Annotated in this window: 21 protein-coding genes and 1 tRNA gene; 13 read left to right on the top strand and 9 right to left on the bottom strand. The window is 58.0% G+C overall.

Annotated features, from left to right (window positions below; translation table 11 throughout):
- Nucleotides 1-154 precede the first annotated feature (154 nt).
- The 8 genes from thrS to ACFC20_RS05085 all read left to right on the top strand — a co-directional run bounded on the left by thrS (nt 155) and on the right by ACFC20_RS05085 (nt 7,546).
- Nucleotides 155-2,080, top strand: a complete 1,926-nt coding sequence (thrS, locus tag ACFC20_RS05050) for a threonine--tRNA ligase (protein ID WP_375192049.1) — start codon at nt 155-157, stop codon at nt 2,078-2,080.
- Nucleotides 2,077-2,622, top strand: a complete 546-nt coding sequence (infC, locus tag ACFC20_RS05055) for a translation initiation factor IF-3 (protein ID WP_375192113.1) — start codon at nt 2,077-2,079, stop codon at nt 2,620-2,622. Before thrS ends, infC begins: the two co-directional genes overlap by 4 nt.
- Nucleotides 2,623-2,716: 94 nt before the next feature.
- The gene (gene rpmI / locus ACFC20_RS05060; RefSeq protein ID WP_007151842.1) at nt 2,717-2,908 is read left to right on the top strand and encodes a 50S ribosomal protein L35; all 192 of its coding nucleotides are present in this window, start codon (nt 2,717-2,719) and stop codon (nt 2,906-2,908) included.
- A gap of 50 nt (nt 2,909-2,958) precedes the next feature.
- The gene (rplT, locus tag ACFC20_RS05065) at nt 2,959-3,312 is read left to right on the top strand and encodes a 50S ribosomal protein L20 (protein ID WP_008170485.1); all 354 of its coding nucleotides are present in this window, start codon (nt 2,959-2,961) and stop codon (nt 3,310-3,312) included.
- Nucleotides 3,313-3,463: 151 nt separating this feature from the next.
- Nucleotides 3,464-4,462 (top strand): phenylalanine--tRNA ligase subunit alpha, encoded by a 999-nt coding sequence (gene pheS / locus ACFC20_RS05070; RefSeq protein WP_375192050.1) that lies wholly within the window; start codon nt 3,464-3,466, stop codon nt 4,460-4,462.
- 59 nt (nt 4,463-4,521) lie between these two features.
- Entirely contained in the window at nt 4,522-6,894 is a 2,373-nt protein-coding gene (gene pheT / locus ACFC20_RS05075) for a phenylalanine--tRNA ligase subunit beta (RefSeq protein ID WP_375192051.1), read from the top strand.
- A 3-nt stretch (nt 6,895-6,897) separates the two neighbouring features.
- Complete coding sequence (ihfA, locus tag ACFC20_RS05080) at nt 6,898-7,200, top strand: integration host factor subunit alpha (RefSeq protein WP_007151838.1); 303 nt, start codon at nt 6,898-6,900, stop codon at nt 7,198-7,200.
- Nucleotides 7,181-7,546 (top strand): MerR family transcriptional regulator, encoded by a 366-nt coding sequence (locus ACFC20_RS05085; RefSeq protein WP_296932289.1) that lies wholly within the window; start codon nt 7,181-7,183, stop codon nt 7,544-7,546. The genes ihfA and ACFC20_RS05085 overlap by 20 nt, the downstream gene beginning before the upstream one ends.
- 132 nt (nt 7,547-7,678) lie before the next feature.
- Here ACFC20_RS05085 and ACFC20_RS05090 read toward each other — a convergent pair.
- Together ACFC20_RS05090 and ACFC20_RS05095 are read right to left on the bottom strand one after the other, a co-directional pair.
- Nucleotides 7,679-7,755: transfer RNA gene (locus ACFC20_RS05090), tRNA-Pro, on the bottom strand.
- 125 nt (nt 7,756-7,880) lie between these two features.
- The gene (locus ACFC20_RS05095) at nt 7,881-9,524 is read right to left on the bottom strand and encodes an FMN-binding glutamate synthase family protein (protein ID WP_375192052.1); all 1,644 of its coding nucleotides are present in this window, start codon (nt 9,522-9,524) and stop codon (nt 7,881-7,883) included.
- Between the two features lie 264 nt (nt 9,525-9,788).
- Between ACFC20_RS05095 and ACFC20_RS05100 the strand changes: the two genes are divergently transcribed.
- A complete protein-coding gene (locus ACFC20_RS05100) occupies nt 9,789-11,378 on the top strand; it encodes a BCCT family transporter (RefSeq protein WP_375192053.1) in 1,590 nt (529 codons plus the stop codon).
- A 74-nt stretch (nt 11,379-11,452) separates the two neighbouring features.
- Here ACFC20_RS05100 and ACFC20_RS05105 read toward each other — a convergent pair whose 3' ends face one another.
- The 4 genes from ACFC20_RS05105 to ACFC20_RS05120 form a co-directional block, all read right to left on the bottom strand.
- The gene (locus ACFC20_RS05105) at nt 11,453-12,400 is read right to left on the bottom strand and encodes an alpha-L-glutamate ligase-like protein (protein ID WP_375192054.1); all 948 of its coding nucleotides are present in this window, start codon (nt 12,398-12,400) and stop codon (nt 11,453-11,455) included.
- Between the two features lies 1 nt (nt 12,401).
- Entirely contained in the window at nt 12,402-13,919 is a 1,518-nt protein-coding gene (locus tag ACFC20_RS05110) for an inactive transglutaminase family protein (protein WP_375192055.1), read from the bottom strand.
- Complete coding sequence (locus ACFC20_RS05115) at nt 13,916-14,713, bottom strand: ATP-dependent zinc protease (RefSeq protein WP_375192056.1); 798 nt, start codon at nt 14,711-14,713, stop codon at nt 13,916-13,918. The genes ACFC20_RS05110 and ACFC20_RS05115 overlap by 4 nt, the downstream gene beginning before the upstream one ends.
- Nucleotides 14,714-14,852: 139 nt before the next feature.
- On the bottom strand, nt 14,853-15,260 hold the full coding sequence (locus ACFC20_RS05120) for a hypothetical protein (protein ID WP_375192057.1): 408 nt from the start codon (nt 15,258-15,260) through the stop codon (nt 14,853-14,855).
- A gap of 289 nt (nt 15,261-15,549) precedes the next feature.
- On the opposite strand from ACFC20_RS05120, the gene rmuC reads away from it, so the two are divergent.
- Nucleotides 15,550-17,211 carry a DNA recombination protein RmuC gene (gene rmuC, locus ACFC20_RS05125; protein ID WP_375192058.1) on the top strand — a complete coding sequence of 554 codons (1,662 nt, stop codon included), beginning with the start codon at nt 15,550-15,552 and terminating at the stop codon, nt 17,209-17,211.
- Nucleotides 17,212-17,216: 5 nt separating this feature from the next.
- Nucleotides 17,217-18,062, top strand: coding sequence for a hypothetical protein (locus tag ACFC20_RS05130; protein WP_375192059.1), 846 nt, complete (start codon nt 17,217-17,219; stop codon nt 18,060-18,062).
- A 10-nt stretch (nt 18,063-18,072) separates the two neighbouring features.
- On the opposite strand, the gene ACFC20_RS05135 is transcribed toward ACFC20_RS05130, so the two are convergent.
- Entirely contained in the window at nt 18,073-19,092 is a 1,020-nt protein-coding gene (locus ACFC20_RS05135) for an AraC family transcriptional regulator (protein WP_375192060.1), read from the bottom strand.
- Between the two features lie 192 nt (nt 19,093-19,284).
- On the opposite strand from ACFC20_RS05135, the gene ACFC20_RS05140 reads away from it, so the two are divergent.
- Entirely contained in the window at nt 19,285-20,349 is a 1,065-nt protein-coding gene (locus ACFC20_RS05140) for a CaiB/BaiF CoA transferase family protein (RefSeq protein WP_375192061.1), read from the top strand.
- 60 nt (nt 20,350-20,409) lie between these two features.
- Here the strand turns inward: ACFC20_RS05140 and ACFC20_RS05145 are convergent, their stop codons facing one another.
- Together ACFC20_RS05145 and ACFC20_RS05150 are read right to left on the bottom strand one after the other, a co-directional pair.
- The gene (locus tag ACFC20_RS05145) at nt 20,410-23,220 is read right to left on the bottom strand and encodes a hypothetical protein (protein WP_375192062.1); all 2,811 of its coding nucleotides are present in this window, start codon (nt 23,218-23,220) and stop codon (nt 20,410-20,412) included.
- A gap of 306 nt (nt 23,221-23,526) precedes the next feature.
- The gene (locus ACFC20_RS05150) at nt 23,527-24,300 is read right to left on the bottom strand and encodes an enoyl-CoA hydratase (protein ID WP_375192063.1); all 774 of its coding nucleotides are present in this window, start codon (nt 24,298-24,300) and stop codon (nt 23,527-23,529) included.
- A gap of 182 nt (nt 24,301-24,482) precedes the next feature.
- Between ACFC20_RS05150 and ACFC20_RS05155 the strand changes: the two genes are divergently transcribed.
- Nucleotides 24,483-25,997, top strand: coding sequence for a fumarate hydratase (locus ACFC20_RS05155; protein ID WP_375192064.1), 1,515 nt, complete (start codon nt 24,483-24,485; stop codon nt 25,995-25,997).
- Nucleotides 25,998-26,008 lie beyond the last annotated feature (11 nt).

Consider the following 26,008-nt stretch of genomic DNA (forward strand, 5'->3'; position numbering starts at 1 on the left):
ACATCAGGAAGAAAACCGTGAAACCCGGCATTAACCTGCCGGGTTTTTTTCTGTTAGACTTCGCCTCGAAATGGCCCGCGGTTTGTGTCGCGCAGTGCCGTCACCAAGTGGTCTCTGGTATAGATCACCGCTGAGTAACCAACAGGAGTATTGCATGCCCGTCGTAACCCTGCCTGACGGCAGTCACCGCAGTTTTGCCGAACCCGTTACCGTTCACGATGTCGCCGCTGACATTGGCGCCGGCCTGGCCAAGGCCGCTCTGGCGGGCAAGGTGGACGGCAAGCTGGTAGACACCAGCTACCGTATCGAGAAAGACGCCGATCTGGCGATCGTCACTGAGCGCGATGAAGAGGGCGTGGATGTTATTCGCCATTCAACCGCCCATCTGATGGCCATGGCAGTCCAGGAACTGTTTCCGGGCGCCCAGGTCACCATTGGCCCGGTGATCGACAACGGCTTCTACTACGACTTCAAGTACGATCGCCCCTTCACCAACGAAGATCTGGCGCGCATCGAGAAGCGCATGGAAGAACTCGCCAAGCAGGATATTCCGGTGCATCGCTCCATCCTGTCCCGCGAAGAGGCCATCAAGCTCTTTGAAGAGATGGGCGAGGAGTACAAGGTCCGGATTATCCAGGACATTCCCGGTGATGAGGATCTCTCGTTCTATCGCCAGGGCGATTTCATCGACCTGTGTCGGGGCCCGCACGTGCCCAGCACCGGCAAACTCAAGGCGTTCAAGCTCACCAAGGTGGCCGGCGCCTACTGGCGTGGTGACACCAGCAACGAGCAGCTGCAGCGGGTTTACGGCACCGCCTGGGGCAACAAGAAAGACCTGAAAGCCTACCTGCACCGCCTGGAAGAGGCGGAAAAGCGGGACCACCGCAAGATCGGCAAGAAGCTTGACCTGTTCCACATGCAGGAAGAGGCGCCGGGCATGGTGTTCTGGCATCCCGATGGCTGGTCGCTGTACCAGGAAGTCGAGCAGTACATGCGCCGCAAGCAGCAGGAGCATGGCTACAAGGAGATCAAGACGCCACAGGTGGTCTCCCGGACCCTCTGGGAAAAGTCGGGCCATTGGGACAAGTTCAAGGATGACATGTTCACCACCGAGTCCGAGAAGCACGACTACGCCATCAAGCCGATGAACTGTCCGTGCCATGTGCAGGTGTTCAATCAGGGTCTCAAGAGCTACAAGGATCTGCCGCTGAGATTGGCGGAGTTCGGCTCCTGTCACCGCAACGAGGCTTCTGGTGCTCTGCACGGGTTGATGCGGGTACGTGGGTTTACCCAGGATGACGCCCACATTTTCTGTGAAGAAAACGCCATCCAGGAAGAGGTGTCTGCGTTCATTGAAATGCTGCACGAGATTTACACCGATTTCGGCTTTACCGAGATCCTCTACAAGCTCTCGACCCGTCCGGAAAAGCGGGTTGGCTCTGACGAGGTCTGGGACAAGGCGGAAGCGGCTCTGGAAGAAGCTCTCAACCGGGAAGGCGTGGACTGGGAGTTGCTGCCCGGAGAAGGCGCATTCTACGGCCCGAAGATTGAGTTCTCGCTGAAAGACTGTATCGGCCGGGTGTGGCAGTGTGGCACCATCCAGGTCGATTTCTCCATGCCGGGTAGGCTGGGGGCGCAGTATGTGGCAGACAATTCCGAGCGCCGGACGCCTGTGATGTTGCACCGTGCGGTATTGGGTTCGTTCGAGCGTTTCATCGGTATTCTGATTGAGGAATACGAAGGGGCGTTCCCGACCTGGCTGGCGCCCACGCAGGTGGCGGTCCTCAATATTACCGACAATCAGCGCGATTATTGCCAGAATCTGGCGAAAAAGTGGGATTCTTTGGGCTATCGGGTTAATGCTGACTTGAGAAACGAGAAGATCGGCTTTAAAATCCGCGAGCATACTCTTAACAAGGTTCCCTATCTTGTCGTCGTCGGCGACAAGGAAGTTGAAAATAACGCGGTTGCCGTACGCACCCGAAAGGGCGAAGATCTGGGTACCTTATCGCTTGAAGCGTTCGAACAGTTGCTCGCAGAGGACATTCAGCGCAAAGGCAGAACCAAAACGGAGATCTGATTATTAAACAGCGAACGAATCGGGGTGGGCGTTCTCCCAAGGCGCCTATCAATGAGAACATTGACGCAACTGAAGTCCGCCTGATCGACGCCGAAGGCAATCAGGTCGGAATTGTACCGATTGAGGATGCCCTCAAGCAGGCCGAGGAGGCCTCTCTCGATCTGGTGCAGGTTACGGATTCCGATCCGATCGTCTGCAAGATAATGGATTACGGCAAGAAGATCTTCGAAGAGAAGAAGGCCAAGGCGGCTGCCAAGAAGAAGCAGAAGCAGACGCAGGTTAAAGAGCTTAAGTTCCGTCCCGGAACTGAAGAAGGGGATTATCAGGTCAAACTACGCAACCTGATACGTTTCCTTGAAAACGGGGACCGCGGCAAAATCACGATCCGCTTCCGTGGCCGTGAGATGGCACACCAGGAAATTGGTATGCAGCTCATGCAGCGCATTGAATCAGACGTGGAAGAGCTTGCCCAGGTAGAGATGCGGCCGAAAATGGAAGGCCGGCAGATGACCATGGTAGTGGCGCCCCGCAAGAAGAAGTGAGCCTGATCGGGTGCTTGTCCCCCGCGCATGCGGGGGATTTGTCGTTCAGGAACACGCGATTGTTTATCTAAAATAGAATGCGGAGTTTTAAAAAATGCCGAAGATGAAAACCAAAAGCGGAGCCACCAAGCGGTTCAAGAAAACCGCCACCGGCTTCAAGCACAAGCAGTCCTTCACCAGTCACATCCTGACCAAGAAGAGCCCGAAGCGTAAGCGTCAGCTGCGCGGCACCAAGCTCATCGCCAAGTCTGATGTGGCATCTATCAAGCGTATGACCGCGTGCTGATCCAGCCGCGCCAATCATTCCTTAGAAAGTAAAGGTAGAAGGATTAAAGTATGGCTCGTGTAAAACGTGGTGTGGTCGCACGCCGTCGTCACAAAAAGATTCTTAATCAGGCCAAAGGTTACTACGGTGCGCGCAGTCGTGTATTCCGCGTAGCCAAGCAGGCAGTTATCAAGGCCGGTCAGTACGCTTACCGCGACCGTCGTAACCGCAAGCGTGCATTCCGCGCCCTGTGGATTGCCCGTATCAATGCTGGCGCCCGCGCGAACGGTCTGTCTTACAGCCGTCTGATTGCTGGCCTGAAGAAGGCAAACGTTGAAATCGATCGTAAGGTTCTGGCCGATCTGGCCATGAACGAGCAGCAGGCCTTTGCCGCTGTTGTTGAGAAGGCCAAAGCGTCCCTGTGATCGCTTAGCTCTTTCATCGATTGCTGATCGATATGGGCGCCTCGTGAGATCATGATGGCGCCTTCTGATAGGGGAAGGGCACGCTCTTCCCCTATTTTTGTTTGTGAAACTGCAGATTTAGCACTCCCATTTCTGGTTTGGAGTAGGGTCAATGGAAAACCTGGAACAACTGGTTCAGGACGGTCTGGCGGCGGTCGATAAAGCAGACAGCCTGCAGGCACTTGATCAAATTCGAGTGGAATACCTTGGCAAGAAGGGTTCGATAACCCAGCAGGCAAAGACCCTGGGTAAGCTCTCCGCCGAGGAGCGTCCGGCGGCGGGCCAGAAAATCAACGAAGCCAAAGCCAGGGTGGAAGAGGCGATCAATGCCCGCCGTAACGATCTTGAGCGGGTTGCCATCGAGAAAAAGCTTGCCAGCGAATCCATTGACGTGACCCTGCCGGGCCGTGGTCAGGATCTTGGTGGGCTGCACCCCGTAACCCGTACCCTGCAGCGAATCGAGCAGTTTTTTGCCAGGGCCGGCTACACCGTAGAGCAGGGACCGGAAATCGAAGACGATTATCACAACTTCGAGGCGCTGAATATTCCCGGACATCATCCGGCCCGCGCCATGCACGACACCTTCTATTTCAACCCGGGCACACTGTTGCGTACCCATACCTCGCCGGTACAGATTCGCACCATGGAAGCCGGCAAGCCGCCCTTCCGGATGATCTGTCCCGGTCGGGTGTACCGTTGTGACTCTGACATGACCCACACCCCCATGTTCCACCAGGTGGAGGGGTTGCTGGTTGAGGAGAATGTGAGCTTCGCGGATCTGAAAAGCACCGTGGAGGAGTTTCTGCGGGTGTTCTTTGAACGCGACCTGCAGGTACGTTTCCGGCCGTCCTATTTCCCTTTCACCGAGCCCTCCGCAGAGGTGGACATTGAATGGGGCCGTGAAGCTGACGGCTCCATCAAGTGGCTCGAGGTAATGGGGTGCGGCATGGTACACCCCAAGGTATTCGAACATTGCGGAATTGATGCTGAGCAATACCGTGGCTTTGCCTTTGGTCTGGGCGTTGAGCGCCTGGCAATGCTTCGCTACGGCGTGAACGACCTGCGTATGTTCTTCGAGAACGATCTGCGCTTTTTGCGCCAGTTCCGGTAAGGCCCAGCGTCAGGCATCGAACCAATCAGGCAAAACCGCATCAGGACAAGGCAAGAACCATGAAATTCAGTGAACAGTGGCTGCGCGAATGGGTGAATCCGGAAATCGGAACCCAGGAATTGATGGACCAGATCACCATGGCGGGTCTGGAGGTAGATGGTTTCGAGCCGGTTGCCGGCCAGTTCAGTGGCGTGATAGTGGGCGAGGTGATCTCGGTGAAACCACACCCGGATGCTGACAAGCTGCGGGTTTGCCAGGTGAGTGACGGCAGCTCCGAGGTTCAGGTTGTGTGCGGTGCGCCGAACGTGCGAGACGGTCTGAAGGTACCGTTTGCCGTGGTGGGTGCCCAACTGCCCGGCGATTTCAAGATCAAGAAGGCCAAGCTGCGTGGCCAGCCTTCCGAGGGCATGCTGTGCTCCGAGGCGGAACTGGGGCTGTCCGAGAATCACGATGGCCTGATGGAGCTGCCGGCAGATGCCCCCGTTGGAAAGGACGTGGCGGATTACCTGAAGCTTAACGATGTGACCATCGATGTGGACCTGACGCCCAACCGCGCCGACTGCCTGTCCATCAAGGGTCTTGCCCGCGAAGTGGGCGTTCTCAACAGCCTCCTGGTTGAAAGCCCTGAGATCGAGCCGGTGGAGGCCACTCACTCGGAAGTCCCGGATATCCGGATTGAAGCACCTGCCGGCTGCCCGCGTTACCTCGGACGGATTCTCCGCAACGTGAACCTGCAGGCGGAATCGCCCCTGTGGATGCAGGAAAAGCTCCGCCGTTCCGGTATTCGCGCGATCGACGCCGCCGTGGATGTCACCAACTACGTGATGCTCGAGCTCGGCCAGCCCATGCACGCCTTTGATCGTGACGAGATTCAGGGTGGCATCGTTGTGCGCATGGCCCGGGCTGGTGAAAAGCTGGTGTTGCTGGATGGTCAGGAAGTGGAGTTGAACGCGGAAACCCTGATCATCGCCGACCACGAAAAGCCGATTGCCATTGCCGGTGTCATGGGTGGCGAACACTCTGGCGTGAGCCCGAAAACCCGCGATCTGGTTCTGGAGGCGGCCTACTTTGATCCCATTACTCTGGCAGGGAAGGCTCGCCATTACGGCCTTCACACTGACGCCTCCCATCGTTTTGAGCGGGGTGTGGATTACAAGCTCGCGCGGGAGGCCATGGAGCGCGCTACCCAGCTGCTGATGGACATTGTCGGCGGCGAACCAGGCGAGATTGTCGAGGTGGCCAGCGACGAGCATTTGCCCGAGGATCGGCTGGTGGATCTGCGCGCCGGGCGACTGAACGACGTGCTGGGCATGGCCATTGACCGCACCACGGTGGAGGAAATCCTCACCCGGCTTGGCCTGCACGTGGAAAAGCTGCTGAAGGACGGCTGGCGCGTCAGCGTGCCGAGCTTCCGGCCGGATATCTCCATCGAAGAAGACCTGATTGAAGAGGTTGGCCGGATCTTCGGCTACAACAACCTTCCTGTGACAGAGCCCACGGGTTCCCTGGGCCTTCGGCCGGTAGCTGAAGCCGTTCGGCCGGTTTCGGCGATTCGCAATTTCTTTGTGGATCAGGGCTACCAGGAGGCCGTGACCTACAGCTTTGTGGACCCGAAAGTCCAGCAACTGGTGGATCCCGAGCGGGAGGGCATTGCCCTGGCCAATCCCATATCCTCGGACCTGTCGGTGATGCGCACCAGCCTCTGGAGCGGCCTGCTGAAAACCGTGGCCCATAACCAGAACCGGCAGCAGCCGAGAATCCGGTTGTTTGAAACCGGCCTGCGCTTTCTGAAGGAGGGCGAGCGAATTGACCAGCAGCCGATGCTGGCGGGCGTAGTGGTTGGCAGCCAGTATCCTGAAAACTGGGCAAACGGTCGCAGAACGGCGGATTTCTTTGATGTAAAAGGGGAATTGGAAAGCCTGTTCCGGCTGCTGGGCGTGGAAATCCAGTTCATCGGCAGCCAGCACCCGGCGCTCCATCCCGGACAGACCGCAGAACTGCTACGCGACGGCGAGCATGTGGGCTGGCTGGGGACTCTGCACCCGCAAGTGCAGAAAAATCTTGAACTTAATGGCACGATCCTGATGTTTGAGCTATTCTTGAATTCGATCGTCACTGGTTATGTGCCTAATTTCAAAGAAATTTCAAAATTCCCGGAAGTTCGGCGGGATTTGGCTATCATTATCGGGAGCGATGTGGCGTTTGCCGACGTTGAGCGTGTGGCCAGAAAGCACGCCGGCGAGCGGCTGACCGCCCTGCGTGCGTTCGATGTCTATGAAGGTGAAAGCCTGGGTGAGGGCAACCGTAGCCTGGCCCTGAGCCTGTTCTGGCAGCATCCTGAGCGCACGCTGAACGAAGACGAAGTGCATTCGCTCTTCAACGGTGTGATTGACGCATTGAAAGAAGAGCTGGGGGCAACACTGAGGAGTTGAGAGATGGCGGCTTTGACGAAAGCGGAAATGGCAGAGCGGTTGTACGAGGAATTGGGCCTGAACAAACGCGAAGCCAAGGAAATGGTGGAAGCTTTTTTCGACGAAATCAGAGGCGCACTCAGTCACAACGAGCAGGTTAAATTGTCCGGTTTTGGCAATTTCGACCTGCGTGACAAGAAACAGCGGCCGGGACGGAACCCGAAGACCGGTGAAGAGATTCCGATCAGTGCACGGCGTGTTGTTACGTTTCGCCCGGGACAAAAACTAAAGCAAAAAGTTGAAGCGTATGCTGGAACCCAGTCATAACAACGAACTTCCCGCGATTCCGGGAAAACGGTATTTCACGATCGGTGAGGTGGCCGAGCTCTGTGCCGTGAAAGCGCACGTGCTGCGGTACTGGGAGCAGGAGTTCCCCCAGCTGTCGCCGGTCAAGCGCCGTGGTAACCGCCGCTACTACCAGCGGGCAGATGTGATTACCATCCGCCAGATCCGCAGCCTGCTGTACGATCAGGGTTACACAATCGGTGGCGCCAAGCAGAAGCTGAGCAGTCATGAGGTCAAAGACGATACCTCCCAGTACAAACAGCTCATCCGTCAGATGATTACCGAGCTGGAAGAGGTGCTTGAGGTTCTGAACGCCCCCGTAAAATAGGGCAGCCAGAAGGTTCAAGCATTCTTTGAAGGTTCCGCGAAACCGGATCAGTCCCATGACTGCTCCGGTTTTTTATTGGCGAGCACGCAATAAAAAAGCCCGGACCTTTTGGTCCGGGCTTCTTCTCGAATCTGGTCGGGACGGCAGGATTTGAACCTGCGACCCTCTGCACCCCATGCAGATGCGCTACCAGGCTGCGCTACGCCCCGATTCGCCGCTTGCCACCGGGAAACTTGAGAGTAATCTCAGTGGCTTAGCGGGAGCGAAGTCTACACGAGCGCAACCCAAAAATAAACATCCGGGCGTGAATTTGGTGCGCATTTTTTCCGGCCCGTCAGCGGAGCTTGGTTTCACGAAGCTTCTGGATAAACTCCGGCGGCCCGAACGAATCCGCCCTTGCCGATTCCCAGTACTTGTCGAAAATCGTCAGTCCCGTTTCGCCCTCAAGAAGCGCTCCGGGTTCGAGGAACGGAAAGATCTCCATGTAGGAATGTACCTCGGCTCGCGATTCCCGCCGCACTATGTGTTCCGGGCCGAGCTCTGAAGGATGGCGCAGCCCCGAGGCTTCCAGCAGGTTCTGGAGAGCGTCCAGGGTGGACTTGTGATAGTTGTAGACCCGTACACTTTTGTCCTGTACGTCCAGCTTGTTACCGCGCCTGGGGTCCTGTGTGGCGACGCCACTTGGGCATTTGCCGGTGTGGCAGCTGAGCGACTGGATGCAGCCCAGTGCAAACATGTACCCGCGCGCCGCGTTGCACCAGTCGGCGCCTAGGGCCAGGGTTCTGGCAATGTTGAACGCCGAGGTGATCTTGCCGGCGGCGCCTAACGCGATGTCTTCCCGAAGGTTGGTGCCCACGAGGGTGTTGTGAACCAGAAGCAGGGCTTCGGTCATCGGCATGCCGAGTCGGTTGATGAATTCCAGCGGTGCGGCGCCTGTGCCGCCCTCACCACCGTCTACCACAATGAAGTCGGGGCGACGCCCGCTCTCAAGCATCGCCTTGACGATCCCGAACCACTCCCAGGGATGTCCGATGGCCAGCTTGAAGCCTACGGGCTTACCGCCGGACAGTTCCCGAAGGCGATCAATGAACTCGAGCATTTCCAGCGGCGTGGAAAACGCGGAGTGGCTGGCCGGGGAGACACAATCTTCTCCCACGGACACGCCTCTGGCTTCGGCGATTTCCCGGGTAACCTTGGCGCCAGGCAGAATTCCGCCGTGACCCGGCTTGGCCCCCTGGGATAGTTTGAGCTCAATCATTTTTACCTGGTCAAGAGTGGCGTTCTTCTGAAACATCTCCTCATTGAATGAGCCATCTTTGTGGCGGCAGCCAAAGTACCCGGAGCCGATCTCCCAGACCAGGTCGCCGCCCGGCTCCCGGTGGTACCGCGAAATCGAACCTTCGCCGGTGTCGTGATAGAAGCCGCCCATTCTGGCGCCGGTATTCAGGCTGAGAATCGCGTTGGCCGACAGCGATCCGAAACTCATGGCTGATATGTTGAACACGCTTGCGCTGTATGGTTTTTCACAGCGCTTGCCGATCACCACCCGGAAATCGCTGTCGGTCAGACGGGTTGGTGCCAGTGAATGGTTCATCCATTCAAACCCTTCCTCATACATGTGCAGAAGAGATCCAAAAGGTCGTTTGTCCAGCACGTTCTTGGCACGCTGGTAGACAATGCTTCGCTGCTCGCGCGAAAACGGGCGCTCCTCGGTGTCGGACTGGATGAAGTATTGACGGATTTCCGGCCCGATGGATTCCAGCATGTACCGGAAATGCGCCGTGATCGGGTACATCCGGCTGACCGTATGCCGTCTTTGCAGCAGGTCATAGGTTCCAAGGGCTGCGAAAAGGCCGAAAATGACAGGGAAGAGGTAGCTAGCACCGGATAACACGGACAGTGCCAGTGATACCAGAAAACCGACAACACTCAGCACGTAAACCGTATAGCGCAGGGGAAACGTCTTGGTTCTTTCCATGGGGCCCTCGGTTGCGGCGTCTTTCCGGCAGCGCCGGGTCTATTTGAAGTGTAGCCCGCGACGCGCGGGGACCAACGCCAGATTGTTGCCGGATTCGCTGGCCTGACTCGTAGCTTGGGCTATGCTTGATATATCTCAAGAACAAGGGAGAGCGAAAATAGTGCCATTTTGATGTTTTGAACTCAAAGCATTAAACTAACGCGCTTGTAATAATTGAATTCCGATTCTGAAAAAACGGCTTATCAACTCAGGAGGCGCCATAACGTGGGCGAAGTAGTGAAAGACGAATATCAGACGGACTACGTGGCCGGCCAGGACAACATAACGCCGTTCGGGCTGGATCTCCACGCACCGGTATTCCCGATTACGGCAATACTGGTTATAGCGTTCGTAATTGGTACCTTGATGTTCCCCGAGCAGGCCAAAGAGATGCTCGATGGTGCCAAATGGGACATCATTGCAACCTTTGACTGGTTTTTCCTGATCAGTGCCAACATCTTTGTAGTGGTGTGCCTGGCCCTGATTTTCATGCCCGTCGGTAAAATCCGCTTGGGCGGTATGGATGCCAAGCCGGAATTTTCCACCATGTCCTGGTTCGCCATGCTGTTCGCCGCGGGCATGGGCATCGGCTTGATGTTCTGGGCGGTTGCCGAGCCGGTCGCCTATTACACAGGGTGGTATGAAACCCCGTTCAACGTCGAAGCCAACACCGCCGAGGCGGCCAATATGGCCATGGGTGCCACCATGTACCACTGGGGTCTCCACCCCTGGGCCATTTATGCGGTAGTGGCGCTGTCGCTGGCGTTCTTTGCGTTCAACAAAAACATGCCGCTGACTATTCGCTCTGCCTTCTTCCCGCTCCTGAAGGACAAGGTATGGGGCTGGCCGGGTCACGTCATTGACGTTTTGGCCGTTGTGGCAACCATCTTTGGTCTGGCCACCTCGCTGGGTTTTGGTGCCCAGCAGGCTGCCTCCGGTCTTAACTACCTGTTCGATTCGGGTGGTGGTACCAACGTCCAGATGGCCATTATTGTTGGCGTTACCGCCGTGGCTCTGGTCTCCGTGCTGCGGGGCCTTGATGGCGGCGTAAAGATCCTCAGTAACATCAACATGAGCATGGCCGGCATTCTGCTGTTCTTCATCATTTTTGCCGGCCCGACCATGACCATTCTGGAAACACTCTGGGTTACCTCCTCCAGTTACATCGCTAACGCGGTTCCGCTGAGTAACCCGTTTGGCCGTGAAGACGAAGCCTGGTTCCAGGGCTGGACCGTGTTCTACTGGGCCTGGTGGATTTCCTGGTCACCGTTCGTGGGCATGTTCATCGCGCGGGTGTCCAAAGGGCGTACCGTGCGGGAGTTCGTAACTGCGGTCCTGATCATTCCTACCGTGATCACCGTGGTGTGGATGAGCGCATTCGGTGGCACTGCCCTGGAGCAGATTCAGGATGGCATTGGTGCCCTGGCAGAGAACGGACTGACCGAGGTCTCTCTGGCCATGTTCCAGATGTTCTCCAACCTGCCGCTGACTGGCATCATCTCATTCGTGGGCATTGTGCTGGTACTGGTGTTCTTCGTGACCTCGTCTGATTCCGGGTCGCTGGTTATCGACAGCATTACCGCCGGTGGCAAAACCGATGCGCCGACAGCACAGCGTGTGTTCTGGGTGGTCGCAGAGGGTGCGATTGCCGCAGCCCTGATTTTCGGGGGCGGCGAGGATGCTCTGGGCGCCATTCAGGCAACCGCCATCAGTGCCGGTCTGCCGTTTACGGCGATCCTGCTGGTCATGACCTGGGGTCTGCTCAAGGGGCTGACCCACGAACGCAAGCTTCTGATTGCCAGAGGCGAGCTCTGACCGGTAAGCGGTCACAAAAAAACCGGGGTTTCGGCCCCGGTTTTTTTGTGTCTGCCCGTTTTGTGATCTGGCGCTTAGAGACTGGCAAAGGTTTCCATGGCAAATCGGGACCGGTCCTGCGGCGAGAAGTGCGGTCTTCGGATTGCCTCGATGGTTCTCAGGCGAGGGAGTAGGCCACGGCCATTGGCCATCTGGATGGCAAGCCCCGGTCTGGCATTCAACTCCAGCAGCAGAGGGCCCTGCTTGGCATCGACAACGAGATCCACGCCGATGTAGCCAAGCTCGGTCGCTTCGTAGCAGCGCGCTGCCATCTCCAGCATTTCATCCCAGGCTTCGATCTGGATGTTCTCCAGCGCCAGACCGGTGTCTGGATGGAGCTCGATGGGGCGGTTGAACTGCACGGCATTCAGGCTTCTGCCCGTTCCGATATCCAGCCCCACACCAACGGCCCCCTGGTGCAAGTTGGCCTTGCCGTCGGAGGCGGTGGTTGCCAGCCTCAGCATGGCCATCACGGGGTAGCCCTGAAAGACGATAATGCGTATGTCGGGAACCCCCTGATGGGAATACTTTGCCAGCGAGGGCGCAGACTCCACCAGCGCTTCCACAATGGCCACATCGGGCGTTCCGGCGAGCGAGTAGAGGCCGGCCAGAATGTTCGTCAGGTGCCGCTGCAGGAAGGCCGAGTCGACCCGGGCGCCGGACGCCTTGATGTAATCCTCACCATCCCGGCCGGTGATTACGGTGATGCCCTTGCCGCCGGAACCCTTGGCCGGCTTGATGGCAAAACCGGCTAGATCCTCTGCCATTTCGCGGAAGTGAGAGATCTCATGCTGCTGGCGAACAACCTGCAGCAATTTGGGTGTTTTGACGCCGTACTCCGCCACCACCAGCTTGGTTTTCAGTTTGTTGTCCACGAGTGGGTAGGAAGAACGTTCGTTATACCGGGCAATGTAATCCACATTGCGCCGGTTCATGTTCAGCATGCCGAGTCGGTTCAGTACCCGCGGTGAAATCCAGTCCATATCAGTCGTAGACCTTCATTGGCGTGAACCGCTTGAGCTCGCTGAGCTTGTATCCGGTGTACTGGCCCATCAGCAGGATCAGTCCCAGAATGACCAGGTGCAGCTCGGGGAAGTTGAAGGTGAGATGCCCGGCCAGCGGCATGCTCATCAGCAGATAGGCGCAGATGGCGACGAACAGGCTGCCCGCGCCCTGCACCATGACCTCCCGGGCGCCTTCCTCCTCCCAGAGAATGGACATGCGCTCGATGGTCCAGGCGATGATCACCATCGGGAAGAAGGTGACCGTCATACCGGTGTTGAAGCCCATCTGGTAACCGATGATGCTGAGGCCAGCGGTAATGAAGATCACCAGGATAATCAGGGCCGATATCCGGGACACCAGCAGCAGGTTGAGGCTGGAAAGATAACCACGCATCAGCAGGCCGATGGCTACCACCGACAGGAATGCGATCAGGCCTGGAACGAGCGTGGTCTGGACAAACGCCACGGCAATAAGTACCGGCATGAAGGTACCCGAAGTGCGAATGCCGATGACGATCCGCATGAAGGCGACCATCAGGGCACCCAGAGGTAGAAGTAGCAACATGCGGAACATGCTTTGCTCTTCAATGGGCAGCTCATAAAAACTCAGAATGCCGAGACCGTTCGAGGCGGATTCCAGAGTGGCCAACTGCAGCGCCGGAACCGTCTGCCGGAGCATGGAGAAACTGACTTCGGAGTTCTCGCCGCCGACAACGTCCAGAAGAGAGGTGGAGCCCTGGCGCCACAACAGGAGGTCCTCCGGAACACCCTGCTCGGCGGTTTTCGGGTCGAAGGTCAGCCAACGCTTGCCATTGTAGATCTGCAGGTAGGGTGTCAGTTGCTGGCGCCGGCGGGCGTCCTCAAGCTTCAGGCCATCCGCGGTTCGGGCTGCAATGCCGGCGTGGTTGAGCATATCGACCAGCAGCTGGAGGTAGTTATCCTCGGATACCAGAAGCGTCGTGTTCTGGGTGCGTGTATCGGGCTGCATCAGCCGGATCAGCTCGCGGGTCATGCTCTCCGGGGTGCTGGAACGGGCTCGGGCCTGGTCGAGGGTTTCCTGGACAGCGGTAGCCTGCGGCTCTTCCCAGAACGTGCGAGGCGTAGCGGGGGCGCGGCTGGGTATCTCGGTCTCCGCCGATGCATCCGGCACAAACTGGGCCTTGAAATACAGCGTCTGTGGGCCGTTGGCCTCCCGCTTGGTCCACTCGGCGCGCCGGCCTTCAGAGCTGTCAATAATCGAGAAGCCGTAGCCGGGCGAGGCAGCCTGCTCAGTCAGGATGCGAAAGCCCGGTGGTTGTTCCGGTATGTTCAGGCTGACCAGGGCAGGGCCCTCCTCGGCCTCGAAGTCTACCCTTGCTTCCACCATCCACACCGGTCGCTGTTCCCCGGTCAGCCAGGGGATGCCAAACTCCACATGCCGCCAGATGGCAAGGGAAATGCCCGCGGCAATGAGCAGGAAGACGGCAATGTAAAATGGCAGGCGCGAACGGGTGGTCACGATTCGTTTCCGTTACTGTTGCGGAGAGATTCCGGTAACTCGGTGGCGTATTCCTTGCCGACATCAATCAACATGACGTCGCGCAGGATGTTTCGACCAATGAGTACCTCGTAGGTGAGGTTCGTACGGTCGGCCAATGTGAACTCGGCCACCTGCTGATGGTCGCCGATGAAGAACTGTAGCTCAACCACCACGCGTCGCTCGGCCTCATCGGCGCTGGCCTGGATAACCCTTACCCGGCGTGAGATTTCCTTTTCCAGGGTGACATGGCGCTCGGTGCCCGGCACAACCACATCAAAGCGCACCCAGTTGCTGCCATCCCGCTCAAATCGGGTAATGTTCTCGGCGTGGATCGATGAGGTCTCTGCGCCACTGTCGATTCGTGCCTTATAGATCAGCCCGGGGCCAGCCAGATAAAAGTTCTCGACCTCACCAACAATCACCTTGCCCTTGAGCCTGTCGGCCCGACCTTTGGATCTGTCGGTGGCGGCGCACTGTTTCTGGGCCGGAATGGGTGGGCACTCGGGCTTTTCCACCTGGGTAGCTATGGCATCGAGAATGGTCTGGGTTGATGAGCGACTCTGGTCCATGACCTGGTTGTGGCGAACCGCAGCATTGTCTTCCATCGTCACCAGGGTTGCTCGTTGCGTCTTGATCGAGGTTCCAAGCTCTTCCAGATCTGTCTTCGGTACCATGAAATAGCGATCTGCCGAGCAGCCTGAGAGCATCAGAATGCCCGCCAGGGCGAGCAGCGGCGCCTTTGGCAGCGCGACCCGAAACGTTTTAGAACCCATCAAGAACCTCTGAGCTGGCAAACGGTCACCCCGGGCAATCCTGCCCGCGACCTGTTCAATTGGATAGAACCAGGTGATTTAGGAAAGGGGAGTATACAACATCCGATCTGTGTGGTTGATTTACAGATGGTTAAGGGGGCTATAGTGAGAAGAAGTTCCCGTCTCCAAGGATTGTCTCGGACCGGAGATACTCCTGAATGACCGGCGAGCAGTTGAGATAGAACAGTAGCAGTTCGCGTTGAACGTCCTGGTCCTGGATGCGGGCGGCGAAGCTGATCAGCTCGCGGATTTCCTCATCGCTTTCAGAGGCGGTGGCCGGCTCGCCGAAGCTTTTGCCGTATCTGGCCTTGAGCAGGTGAGTAAGGCGCTCAAGGTGAAACTCACCGGTGTGGGTAATGTGGGGAAGCAGTCTGAACGCGTCATCCTGGTTCGCCGATCTCTGGCCGAACAACCCTGCGTGGCTGTTTGAGAGCCCATGCTGTGCGGAACAGTCCTCGTCGGCCTGCAGAAATTCCGCACCCAGTTTTCGCCAGAGTTCTTTCAGCATGATCGATAATCCGTTTCTGATCCGGTTCAGACCGGCGGCCGGTTAAAAAAGCGTAATAACCTCGGGGCCAGCGAACATTCTAACCTTTTAGATGATCTTACGACGGGCGTCCAGAGCTGGATGGCGGCTCAGTGAATAATTGCCAAACAGTCGTGGTTCGTTTTCGGGTCATCACAACGAATCACGGCGCGTCGGGAAAAAGGTTCCATAACTGGGTTAGACTGTCACGCAGGTACACCTGAGCGATAGTGCGAACATATACAGATCTTGAGGAAGGGAGTGCAGTTCAGTGCCCGAAGCCATCACGCAGTTGATGATGTCCCGGCCGGAAACCATGGCGGGTCTGGTGATCGTCCTGGCGATTGCCGTCCCGGTCCTGGCGGGGCTGTTGGTAAGGTCCGCGGCGGAGAAACGCAGTCTGTCCGACGAGTTGTCCGCGCTTGAGGCCCGCGCTGCCGACCTCGAGCGGCAACTGAACGATGCTGAACACGAACGCGCGCTGGATGCCCAGCGCCAGACCCAGCTCGAGCAGGCAGCTTCTGACTTGCGCGAGCGGAACAGTCGTATTGAGCAGGATATCGAGCAGTGGCGCCAGCGGGCGACCAGCCTTGAGAACCGCGTGGCCGGTCTGGAATCGGATCTGGAGGCCCGCAGGGAGCGCATCAGCGAGCTTGAGCGCGAGCGGCAGTCGCTCCAGTTACGGTGTGAGGAGCTTGGTCGGGAGCTCAGCGAGGCCCGTGTGGCGCTGCGGGAGCAGGAGGTAACCCTCGACAAGGAACGTCGTGCGGCCAATGAAAAACTGGAACTGCTAGAGCGCAACCGCGATGCCCTGAAGCAGGAGTTCGAGAACCTGGCCAACAAGATCTTCGAGCAGAAGAGCGAGCGTTTCAGCCAGCAGACCCGAACCAGCCTGGATACGCTGCTGAACCCGTTCCGCGACCAGTTGCAGGACTTCCGCAAGCGGGTAGAGGATGTCTATACCACGGAGACCCGTGACCGCCAGGCCCTGAGAAGTGAGATCAAATCCCTGCAGGAGCTGAATCGCCAGATCACCGAGGAGGCCTCCAACCTTACCCGGGCCCTCAAGGGCGACAAGAAGATCCAGGGTAACTGGGGCGAGCTGATTCTCGAGCGGGTGCTTGAAAAGTCCGGCCTGCGCAAGGGCGTGGAGTATGAAACCCAGGGCAGCTACCGGGACAGCGACAACCAGCTGTATAGGCCAGACGTGATCGTGCACCTGCCGGACAGCCGCAACCTGATCATTGACTCCAAGGTGTCACTGGTCGCCTATCAGCAATGGGTGACCGAAGAAGAGGACTCGACCGTCAAGGACGAGGCGCTCAAGCAACACGTGGAGGCGGTACGCAACCATATTCGCACGCTCAGCGAGAAGGACTACAGCCAGCTTCATGGACTGCATTCGCCGGATTTCGTGCTTCTGTTCATGCCCATTGAGCCGGCGTTCGTGGCGGCATTTCAGCAGGACGAGAACCTTTTCGCAGAAGCCTTCGAGCGAAAGATTATTGTGGTAACACCAACCACATTGCTGGCCACCTTGCGCACCATCGAGAACATATGGCGCTATGAGCGCCAGAGTCAGAATGCCCGGCGCATCGCAGAACGGGCCGGTGCGGTCTACGACAAGCTTCGGGTGTTTGTTGAGGCCATGGAGCGCCTGGGCGGCCAGTTGCATACGGCCCAGGGCACCTACGACTCGGCCATGAATACCCTGACCCGGGGACGTGGTAACCTGATTTCGCAGGCCAACCGGTTTGTAGAGCTTGGGGTGCGGGTGAAGAAGGAATTGCCGAAAGGCATCATCGATCAGGCCGAAGTGGACGACCGGGACGACGCGGAAACCGTTGAAGACTCGACTGAAGACACGGCTGAAGACAACGAACTGCCTGAGGGGTCTGAGCAGGCGGTTGGTGCAGATAACGAGCAGGAGTGAATGCCATGGCAGTATCGTTTGCAACAGGTCGCTGGATTGCCCGTGGCGCCCTCCTTGCGGCCTTCCTGGTGACCGCACAGGCCCATGCTCTGGCGCCTGAACACGAAACCCGCAGGTTGATGCTGGCCACCGAGGAGGCCGTCATGGCCAAGAACTGGGGCGAGGCCGGCGAGTACCTGAACCAGCTTCAGCAACTCGAAGGTGAGAAACCTGCCGACTACCACTTTTACCGAGGCCGGGTGATGTTCCAGGCTTCGCATCTGAACGAGGCACAGTCGGCCCTGGAAACCTATGTAACCAAGGCCGGAGCCGAGGGCGCTCATTACCAGGAAGCCCTCAAGCTGATCACAACCATTGAGAAGACTCGTAAACAGAACAGCGTGGCGCCCCAGGCCGCCGCCGAGAGCGAACAGGTGGCGGTGATCGAGCCGGCGGGCGACGGCCAACTGGCATCGCTGAAGAAGCTGTATCTGGCAGACACCGACCGCGAGGCGCTGACACTGCATATCAACAGTCTGCTGGAGCTGGCGGGCTGGCGCCGGGATCAGGCCATCGTACGGCTCGATCGCCCGGCGGATGTGGAATACCGTGTGACCACCGAGGGCAGCGAAATCCACATTCAGGAGATCCGGCGGGATGAAGCCGGCCGGATCCTGAGAAGCACCGAACAGATCCAGGTTTTTGGGATCAACCCGCAGGTGGAGTGGCGCTGTGAAGCCGCCGCAGCAACCTGCTGGGTCTACGATCCTCGGGACGGCTCTCGCTTGCTCCAGTTGGCTGCCAACCGGGACCAGGCACAACAGATTGCTGAGACCCTGGGCCAGCTGGTTCGGTCGGTGCAGTCGCCCTAGCGTTCCTGACTCAGTTCGCCAGGTTGCCGCGCTCGCCCTCTCGATAGGCTCCTGGCGTCACACCTGTCCATTTCTTGAACGCGCGGTGGAAGGTAGAGGGTTCGGTGAAGCCCACCTTCGCCGCAATATCATTGATGGGCAGGTCCTGCCGGGCCAGGTAGTAGATCGCCATGTCCCGGCGCAACAGATCCTTGATTTCCTGGAACGAGGTGTTTTCCTGCTTCAGCCTTCTCCGCAGGGTTTGCGGGCTGGTGTGCATCTCCGCCGCAATCCACTCGAAATCCGGCAGTGGTTTGGAAAAATCCCGACCAATCAGCGCCCGAATGCGACCGGTAAAGGTGTTGCTCTCGTCTGGCCGGGAGAGCAGATCGGCCGGTGAGGTCTTCAGGAACTGGCGCATCTCCGGTTTGTCGCGAATCACCGGTGCCGACAGGAAGCGCTTGTCAAAGGTAAGTGCGGTGGTGTCGGACTCAAAGGTAAGAGGGCAGTGGAAAATGTGGCGGTACTCGTCGCCATGCTCGGGCCGGGGGTAGTCGAACTCCGCCTGCTCCAGTTCCACCGGCTGCCCGATCAGCCAGCTGCCCAGACGGTGCCAGATCACCAGAATGCTCTCCCGAAGGAAGAAGCAGGGATCGTGAATCTCGCCTTCAATCCGGGTGACAAGGCGGGCTTTTTGCTCGCCCACCTCAAGTTCCATGGCCACCATCGGTTCGAACAGCCGCGAGAACTGGAACGCCTGGCGATACACAGACTCCAGGTTGGGGCAGTCGATCACCAGGGCGCACATGGTGGCAAACGTGCCTGCCCGGGCGCGCCTGGGTCCAAGGCCCATGAATTCATCGCCCAGGCGGCTCCAGAGCACCTGCATCAAACGGCTGAACTGATCACTGCTCACCCGGGCCATCTCGATGCGCAGCAAATCCGGTGAAATGCCCGCATCACGCAGCATCTCGCGGGTATCGAAACCCAGTCTTTCCGCACCCACCAGAGCGGCCTGAACAAAGTGCCTGGAAACCGTCAGATCGGACATTACGCTCGCCATTCCAAGAAAACGAAACCCATCATAAAACCCCGGTGGAACAATGCAACCGACCAACACCGGCCACGCTGGTAGAAACGGCCAATAGGAATGATGCAACCGGCAGTTGGCCCGGTCGGCAAAACCGGGCAGCATGAAATCATCAACCCCGTTTCAAACCGATCCAACAACAAGGAGATTGCCATGGCAGGACCACTGTCTTCACTGAAAGTCCTCGATTTCAGCACCCTGTTACCGGGGCCCTACGCCACCATGATGCTGGCCGATATGGGCGCGGAGGTGCTGAGAGTGGAGGCGCCGGACAGAGTGGATCTGACCAAGGTGATGCCACCGTTCGACGGCAAGTTCAGCACCGCCTTTTCCTACCTGACCCGGGGCAAGCAAACGATCCAGCTCAATCTTAAAAAGCCCGAAAGCGTGGACCGGGTCAAGGAACTGGTCAAAGACTACGACATCGTGGTGGAGCAATTCCGGCCGGGCGTCATGGATCGCCTGGGTATCGGCTATGAGACGCTCAAAGCAATCAATCCGAAGCTGATTTACTGCGCCATCACCGGCTACGGCCAGACCGGGCCTTACCGGGACAGGGCGGGCCACGACATCAACTATCTGGCCATCTCAGGCGTCGCCAGCCATTGCGGACGCGCCGACAGCGGCCCGCCGCCCATGGGCATACAGATTGCCGACGTGGCCGGCGGTTCGCATCACGCCGTCATGGGCATCCTGGCCGCCGTTATCCATCGCCAGAATACCGGCGAGGGTAAGTTCATCGACATAAGCATGACCGACGCAGCCTTCGCCCTGAATGCCATGGCCGGCGCCGCCGCCCTGGCTGGCGGCCAGCACCAGGCGCCCGAGACCGGCATGCTGAATGGCGGCACTTTCTATGACTATTACCGGACCCGTGACGACCGATGGCTTTCCGTGGGCAGCCTGGAGCCCCAGTTCTCGGCGCGGCTGTGCGATACCCTGGGCATTGGTGACATGAAAAGCCTGGCGACCAGCCAGAAGCCGGAGCACCAGAGAGCCCTGAAGGCGGCGATCAAGGAGAAAGTAGGGGAGAAGACTCTAGCCGAATGGCGGGAGATTTTTGCGGATGTGGATGCGTGTGTGGAGCCGGTTTTGACGATTGAGGAGGCGGCGGAGCATCCGCAGATACGGTCTCGAGCTATGGTCGTAGGACAGGACCGTGGTGATGGAGTTAGACAGGCACAACTGGGAGCACAAATTAGGTTTCTTCCGGGTTAGGAGAAACCATAAAAAACGCCCCGACATCTGCCGGGGCGTTTTAAGAGTTTTATTCTCGATTTATGGATTGGACGGACTTGGCTCGCCTTGCTTGACGTAAACACCGTTGTTGAAGGTGATATTTGCTCCATCGGTGCTAAAGAAGCTGATTATGTTTTGTGCCATATCGCCAAACACCGCAGGTCCCTCAGTGGTTGATGGCTGAATGATAGTAGTGTGCGTACCAGAGGTGAACCGCACCACATTCGCGTTCTGGGAAGTCCCAATAATGTCGCCTGTAATGGTGTCTGCTTCCAGTTGGGCGATCAAAGGCTCAGTACCCGCCAACGGCGCCGGCAATGCGGCTCCCAGCGGCGCGGAGTATTGGCCTGCGTACGCAGTGTCGGCTGCAATGGGAATGGTCTGATCCTGGGTTGTCTTGGTCGAACCATCGCCGTATATCTCGTTCAGATATACCTTGCTATTGCTATTGAGCAATGAGCTCACAAAGTTGTGAGGCTCTGCGCTATCCAGCGATCCTTGGGCAACATTCAGGAAGAGCTCAAGATTGCTGGTGCCTTGAGTCAAACCTGCTTTGGCCAAGCCTGCCAGAACGGTGCTGCCAATTGAGGGCGAGTTCTCGAGGAGCTTTGCAATCCCCGCGCCGGGAGTGACAAAGGCCGCCGCACTGATCGGAACAATATTGCTGTTGCCGATCGTAGCGGCTTGTGCCGCATCGTTTGCAAGGGCTACGAAAGTTGTTCCGAGAATACCTCCCAGAGAGTGTCCAACGTAATAGACTTTGCTGCCGCCTGTGACGTCAACGTCACCGCCCCCTGTGACGGGGTCTGAATCGGTGTCTGCGTTATCCAAATCGATAGTGTTCAATCTGACCAAGCTGGCATTCAGATTAAGCAGGTCCACCACGCCTTGGCGGTTATTGTCGCGTGCCGCCGGTAGATTACTCAGATTGAGGAAAAACTGCGCAGAAGACCCGACAGCGTTTGCAGCGTCAGTGGCGTACTGCATCCTTGTCGGTGTGCCATCCGCAGTCTGACCCCAGCCAAAGTGCCGTTCACTCATCGGAAGTGGGCTATCGGTGAAGGTTCCACCTGATTGTGTTACGTCTACGCTGAACGCAAGTGCCGGATCAACCGAGCCAGTCGCAAGTTTAGGCGCGATTCCATGGAGCGGAAGATCCATCGCTACAGTCACAAAACACGCACCGGCGAGTTGGTTGCCCAAGGCAAGACTGTGTGAGCGGTTGCCAAAAATGCCGTGTTGATAAATGACCACATCGTAGGGTTTGGCTGCGCTACATGTGCCGTTGTCCGGAACAGAAATAAGTAGCGGCGCGAATACGGTGCCCTTTTCCTCTGCAAACGGGAAACGGAAGGTTACTTTATCAGAAGGTGGAGTCGTCCCCGCTTCGTTTCCGGCCCCTGCGTCAATTATGCCACCAACGGTTGTCGATGCTTCCCAAGTGGAGTTGAGAGCGGATGGATCGGACGAAGTAGGAATTCCGAGATAGTATGGGAGATTAATTCCAGCCTGGAAAATGGTGCCCGGCTTTGCACTCGCTCCAAGAGCTGCACTTGCAGGGATCCTTGTTGCTTCGATCGGAGTGATAGTTCTTGGCTCCGGATTGCTGAAGTCCGCTCCGGCACCTGCCAAGTTGGTTTCAGTATTCGAAGCGCCAGTGCGAATGTTGGCATCACCCACCGTGAAAACAGCAGTGCCAGCAGCGGTTGCCAGTGCAACGTACTGCTCTGTGGGAGTCATATCCTCGAAAGAATCAGCATTTGCAGCAAGGTATTTGGCAATCGCTTCCTGGCGAGTAGTCACAAGCGCACTCTTGTAGAAGAACTGGGCTGGTGACGCTGCGGCCTCCAGTACGTCCTTGGTGCCTCCAGTAGTAAAGGTAAGCGAAAGGGCCAGGTCGTCCGCAGTAAGGGGGTCGGATCCACGGCCACCGTTCGTCAAAGCATTGAAGTAGCCACCGGCAAGCGCCTCCCAGCTGCCAATCGCAGCCCGAACCGGCGCGAGGGCGGAGCTACCAAGAGGTTGTGCCGGATCAGAAATGTTCTGATATGACGGAGACGCAACAATAGGGTCGCCATTGTCATCTGTCACTTCGTTTGTCACAACGACGAGATACTTGGTTTTGGGGTTCAGAGGTCTGAGCGGAGTGATCCTCAGGACGTTATTTGTGCCACCGTCCAGTGAAACGACCTCGGCCCGATATTCATTGTTAAAGGCAAGAACTTTAGAGGCTGCGGCCGCCGCCTCTGTGCTCGTGGGGCCAAAGTTCTGCACCGCGGTCTGTAGTTCCTGAAACGCCAGGCCAAGCTTGAAGGTTGGTGTTTCGCCCGGGAAGCTTGTTCTGGTGGGAGCCGGTGAGATGTCGCCACTCTCCACCAGATCGGCAATAAGGCTCGTGTAGTAGCTCGAATTGTTCAGCAGTGAGTCGCCCCCCGGGAAATCCAGAGAGAGGACAAACACGTTCTGATTTGGGTTAGGCGCGGGGGCGCCGTTATTCAGAATAACGGGGGTAGCGTCGACGCTTTCAGGATCAATGCTCGCGTTCAGCTTGATATCGAACTGCGCGGTTGTCGATGATCCATCCATGTAATCCAGAGCATTGGTGATCGCATTCGCCGATGAGCCGCTGAAGGTGCCGTCTGCATTCGCACCCTGTTCAAACTGAAGATCGCTTGGGACGGGAAGCTCGCTGGTCAGCGGGTTGAAAATTGGCCAGGTTTTACCAGTGAAATCCGGGTTGCTGATTTTATACTGCGGATTCGCATTCTTCCCGGTACTACCGCTATCAAAGCAGCCTGTGAGTCCAAGGGAAGACGCCACGGCAAGACTTATTAGAGTTTTCTTGAACATGGGTGGAACCTTTTCCTGTTGTTGTGTCGTTATGTTCGGCAGCTGAGGGAGCCGGTCTGATCCGGTAAGCCCGTCGTCAGCGGCCTGTTCTGCTTGAACTGTTGTCTGAAATTGTAGCCAGCGCTTTGAGCCAATTTCTGTAACTCTGACTATAGCGACAGTATGGCAAGTGTTGATCAGCCAAAAGTGTGATTCTTATGGATACAACCCTCCCCGGGCGGTTGTCGTTCGGCCTTTCTGAAAAATAGTTCCGGGTTATCGGTTTGTCGAGTTGCGGGGCGCCGGGTTGTGATGCGTTCCAGGAGGTCACTCGAAGCGCGAAAAATCCGGTGGCCGTTTCTCCATGAAGGCTCTGAAGGCCTCTGCAGCTTCCGGGGATTTGAGCCTCTGGCTGAACAGCTCACCCTCTTGCAGCATGGTGGCACGCAGCGCCTCAAGATTCGGGCGATTGAGCAGCTCTTTCGTTGCCCGGATTGCGGCTGGGGCTTTGCTGGCCAGGCGGAGGCAGGTGTCCAGGGCGGCCTGTTCGGTGTGTTCGGGCTCGCAAACCCGGTTGATCAGCCCGAAGGCCAGGGCGTCCTCGGCGCTGAAGGCGTCGCCAAGCATCAGCAGTTCGGCGGCGCGAACCCGTCCGAGCCAGGCCGGAAGCAAAAGGCTGGAGCCACCCTCGGGGCACAGACCGAGGCTGGCAAAGGGCATCTGGAATTTGGCGTTATGGCCGGCGAACACCATATCGCAGTGCAGCAGCATGGTGGTGCCAATGCCAACGGCGGGGCCATTTACCGACGCGACTACCGGTTTGCTGGCGGTTGCCAGCAGGAGCAGGAAGCGGCCGACGGGCGTGTGCTCGAAATCGCCCGGAAGCCCCGCGGCGAATTCGCCAAGATCATTGCCGGCCGTGAAACATTCACTGGAGCCGGTGAACAGCACGCAACGAATGCCGGCGTCGCTCCGGGCCTGCTCCAGGGCGTTGCCCATAGCGGTGTACATGTCGTGGGTGAGCGCGTTCTTGCGGTCCGGGCGGTTCAGTCGAACGGTGAGAATGCGGTCTTTGGTCTCGGTCTGGACGAGGTGGGTCACGGGATCTCCTCGGTTGTTCTTGTGGTTTGGTTAGGATGGTACCTTTTTTCTCGGGTAGGTTTAACGGCTTTTCATTAGCGTTTCGCCTTCCGTCCAATCACTCGCTCATCGGTTTTTCTGGTAAACTCTCGCCTCCGTTTTTTGACGACACGACATAACGATACTCACCTGATGAGGCGCCTATGACCACCGTAATCCGCGAGGACGACCTGATTGAGAGCGTCGCAGACGCGCTGCAGTTCATTTCCTATTACCACCCCAAGGATTTTATCCAGGGCGTTTATGAGGCTTACCAGAAGGAAGAGTCCCAGGCGGCCAAGGACGCCATGGCCCAGATCCTGATCAACTCGCGCATGTGTGCCCAGGGACATCGCCCTATCTGCCAGGACACCGGTATCGTGACGGTATTCGTCAATATCGGCATGCAGGTTCAGTGGGGCTTCGATCGGCCGCTGGATGACGTGATCAACGAGGGCGTGCGCCGCGCCTACACCCATCCGGACAACGTGCTGCGGGCGTCGGTGCTGGCCGATCCGGATGGCAAGCGGCAGAACACCAAGGACAACACCCCCGCCATTATTCACTACAAGATGGTGCCGGGCGACAAAGTGGAAGTGCACGTGGCGGCAAAAGGCGGCGGCTCCGAGGCGAAATCCAAGTTTGCGATGCTGAATCCGTCAGACTCGGTGGTGGACTGGGTGCTCAAGATGGTTCCGCAGATGGGCGCTGGCTGGTGTCCGCCGGGCATGCTGGGTATCGGCATTGGTGGTACCGCCGAAAAGGCGATGGAACTGGCCAAGGAAGCCCTGCTGGACCCGATCGACATTCATGATCTGAAAGCCCGTGGCGCCTCCAATCGCGCCGAGGAGCTGCGCCTGGAACTGTTCGAGAAAGTGAACGATCTGGGCATTGGCGCCCAGGGCCTGGGCGGCCTGACCACGGTGCTGGATGTGAAGGTGAAGGACTACCCCACCCACGCTGCCAACAAACCGGTGGCGATCATTCCCAACTGCGCCGCCACTCGCCACGCCCATTTCACTCTCGATGGCACCGGCCCCTCGCTGCAAACGCCGCCGAGCCTGGACGACTGGCCGGAAATCACCTGGGAAGTGGGCGAGAACGTGCGCCGTGTGAACCTGGACACCGTTACCCCGGAAGATGTGAAGGACTGGCAGCCGGGCGAAACCGTGCTGCTGTCCGGCAAGATGCTCACCGGTCGCGACGCCGCCCACAAGAAGATGGTGGATATGATCGAGAAGGGCGAGGAACTGCCGGTCGATCTTAAGGGCCGCTTCATTTATTACGTGGGCCCGGTAGACCCGGTACGTGAGGAAGTGGTTGGCCCGGCGGGCCCCACAACCGCCACCCGCATGGACAAGTTCACCCACACCATGCTCGAGAAAACCGGCCTCACCGGCATGATCGGCAAGGCAGAGCGTGGCCAGGTGGCCATCGATGCCATCAAGGAATTCGGTGCGGTGTACCTGATGGCCGTGGGCGGTTCTGCCTACCTGGTATCCAAGGCCATCAAGCAGGCGGACGTGGTTGCCTTCCCGGAACTGGGTATGGAAGCCATCTACGAGTTCGAGGTAGAAGACATGCCGGTGACCGTGGCGGTGGATTCCCGTGGCTCGTCCGTGCACCAGACCGGCCCGGCCGAGTGGCACGAGAAGATCATTGCTGCCAAGGCGGTCTGATCGTAAGAGCC

It is taken from the genome of Marinobacter sp. (assembly GCF_041984545.1).
Lineage (GTDB): Bacteria > Pseudomonadota > Gammaproteobacteria > Pseudomonadales > Oleiphilaceae > Marinobacter.